The sequence below is a fragment of the uncultured Anaerococcus sp. genome, from assembly GCF_937934665.1.
Classification (GTDB): domain Bacteria; phylum Bacillota; class Clostridia; order Tissierellales; family Peptoniphilaceae; genus Anaerococcus.
Genome location: NZ_CALGYW010000029.1, coordinates 1 through 3,004, shown reverse-complemented (window position 1 = coordinate 3,004; position 3,004 = coordinate 1). Strand labels below are relative to the sequence as shown.

Genomic DNA, 3,004 nt, shown 5'->3' with positions numbered 1-3,004 from the left:
AAGAGTTTGAGAAGTTGAGACCTCAAAATAAGAAGGATAGGTATTTTAATTCTCAAAAGGGTGTAAGAAGATAGAAAGGGGTGATGCTCATTGGCGAAGGATGAATATGGTCTTACGTCTAGTCAGAGGGCCTTTGCTGATGAGTACATCAGGAACAAGGGCAATGCGACGCAGGCTTATTTGTTTGCTTATCCTCATATTAGAAAAGAGAGTACAGCGGCAGCGGCTGGGGCAAGATTGTTAAGAAATGTTAAGGTTTCTAAATATATAGCTGATAGGACTAAGGAGATATTAGATAAGCAAAAGATGGGGCAGGATGAAATAATTACTACCCTTACTTCGATTGCTAGAAGAGAGGTGCAGGAGTCTTATTCTAAAACTTACAACCATTTAACAGGTGAAGTTGAGAAAGAAGTAACTTACACTTTTCAACCGACTTTGGAAGATGTGAATAACGCTGTAAATACCTTAGTTAAGTTTTTAGGCACTCCTACAGAAAATGAAAAGGCTAAAATCCAGATTAAGAAGATGGAGGCTGAGATTGAATCTATGTCTATAAGCGATGACAGAGAACATAAGATTGATAAGTTTTTGGATCTAGTAGAGGGTGAACTTGATGAGTAGGCTTAAAGAAATTTACACCGATAAGCAAATAGAAATATTAAGAAAAACATGGTCTCAAGACTGGTTTATGTTTATTAATCACGGGGCTAAGCGAAGCGGTAAGACTGTTTTAAATAATGATTTGTTTCTTATGGAGTTAAGACGTGTTAGAGATATAGCAAAAGCTGAAGGTGTTGATGAACCTATGTATATTTTAGCTGGTGTATCTTCTAAAACTATTCAGAATAACATCTTAACTGAACTTACTAATAAGTATGATATTGATTTTAAGTTTGATAAGCACGGGTCTTTTAAGATGTTTGGAGTAAAGATTATACAGGCTTTTACAGGGACTATTGGCGGCTTGGGAGGTATCAGAGGTATGACAGCCTACGGGGCGTATATCAACGAGGCCTCACTTGCAAAACGTGAAGTTTTTGACGAGATTGTTTCGAGGTGTTCTGGTAAAGGTGCTAGGATTTTATGTGATACTAACCCTGATAATCCAGAACATTGGCTTAAGAAAGAATACATCGATAATCCAACGGATAGGATTTTATCTTATAAGTTTACTATTTTTGACAATACTTTTCTTGATAAAAGGTATTTACAATCAACCATCGAGACCACGCCAGCTGGGATGTTTACAGAGCGTAACATTTACGGTAACTGGGTGTCAGGCGATGGGATGGTTTATAAAGATTTTGATGGAGAAAAACATTTTATTGATGATATAAAAGATTATAGATTTAAAAGATACATAGCTGGTGTTGACTGGGGATACGGTCACTATGGAGCTATTGTGGTCTTTGGAGTAACTGATGATGATAGGTATATCATGATTGAAGAACATGCAAAGACAGGTGAAGAGATTGATTATTGGGCGGATATTGCTAAAAGTATCAAAAAAAGATACGGCAATATTCCGTTTTATTGCGATTCTGCACGTATGGAGCATATAAATCGCTTTAGACGTGAGGGGATTTCTGCCTTTAAAGGAGATAAGGCTGTCATATCAGGTATTGAGTGTGTAGCTACTATGTATAAATCGGGCAAGCTTCTTATTTATGAGCCTATCGCCAAGAGATTCAAAGATGAAATATATTCTTATGTTTGGTCTGATAAAGTTGGAGATGAGGCGGTAAAAAAAGAATTTGACGATGTGCAAGATGCTATAAGATATGCCCTTTATACTGATTCAGCTAAGGGCAAGATGATAACATTTAGCAAAAGACAATTAGGAGTTTAGGAGGATTTATGGGAGATAGCTATATAAGTGAGTATATGGAGCTTGCAAAGCCTATATATTTGCCAGCTGATACGGAAATCACGGATGATTTGATTAAAAAGATTATAAAAGTTATGGAAAAGGATGCGGAAAGGTATCAAGTTTTGCAAGGGTACTATGAGGGTAAGGCTAAGATTTATGATAGGGAAAAAGACCCTGGAAAGTCTAATAATAAGTTAGTTTTGCCTTATCCGTCTTATATCGTGGACTTGCTCTTAGGCTTATTTGTTGGTAAGCCTATATCTTATACTGTGGCGGAAGAATATAGAGATATGATGCTTGCAGTGCAGGATGTTTTTGACCTCAACGATGAGCAAGATGAAAACACAGAGCTTGCAAAGATGATTGGGATTAAAGGCGAGGGAAGGGAAATTGTCTATCTAGATGAGGAAGGGCAGGTTAGATTTAACGAAGTGGAACCTGAAAACCTAAGAGTTATCTATGATGATGCTATTATCCCTAAGCCTATATTTGCCGTCTATACTAGAACATATGTAGATGCTAGTAACTTTGATAAGGAAAGCAAAGACAAGCTAGTCACAGTCTATACTGATGAGGCTATCAAAGAGTATAAGCTTGAGGGTAGCGACTTAAAATTAATTGAAGAGCAAGCAAACCTATTTGGAGAAATACCTGTTATTGATTTTAAAAATAACGATGAGGGCATAGGCGACTTCGAGAGAGTAATACCATTAATTGATGCTATAAACCTTGCCCAGTCTGACACTGCTAACGACCTTGAAGAATTCACCAATGCTATACTTTTATTAAACGGCATGCCTCAGGTTGATAGAGATGATGTAAATAAGTTAATTGAAGACCAAGTTATAGCCTTGATGGACGGGCAAGGTGCTGAGTGGTTGATAAAAAATATCAACGATGTAGCCCTTGAAAATTATAAGATAAGGCTGGATGGTGATATACACAAGTTTGCAAAAGTGCCTAATATGGCAGATGAAAAGTTTGCAGGCAATATTAGTGGTGAAAGTTTACGCCACGCCTGTTAGTAATAACAGGGCAATAACTGGGTTAAAATTGGAAGGCTAAATCGACATGCTAAATCGACATGCTAATCAATTACCAATCTTGAATGAAAGTTCAAGAAGGTTTAAC

Annotated in this window: 3 protein-coding genes; all 3 read left to right on the top strand. The window is 37.1% G+C overall.

The features are described 5' to 3' along the window. Positions 1-90 precede the first annotated feature (90 nt). Genes Q0410_RS01285 through Q0410_RS01275 form a run of 3 tightly spaced genes read left to right on the top strand, consistent with a single transcriptional unit; the run spans position 91 to position 2,898 of the window. Positions 91-624: a terminase small subunit gene (locus Q0410_RS01285; protein WP_299032022.1), complete on the top strand. Its 534-nt coding sequence runs from the start codon at positions 91-93 to the stop codon at positions 622-624. Continuing rightward, positions 617-1,852: a PBSX family phage terminase large subunit gene (locus tag Q0410_RS01280; protein ID WP_299032017.1), complete on the top strand. Its 1,236-nt coding sequence runs from the start codon at positions 617-619 to the stop codon at positions 1,850-1,852. Before Q0410_RS01285 ends, Q0410_RS01280 begins: the two co-directional genes overlap by 8 nt. 8 nt (positions 1,853-1,860) lie before the next feature. After that, positions 1,861-2,898, top strand: a complete 1,038-nt coding sequence (locus tag Q0410_RS01275; RefSeq protein ID WP_299032012.1) for a phage portal protein — start codon at positions 1,861-1,863, stop codon at positions 2,896-2,898. Positions 2,899-3,004: the final 106 nt, after the last annotated feature.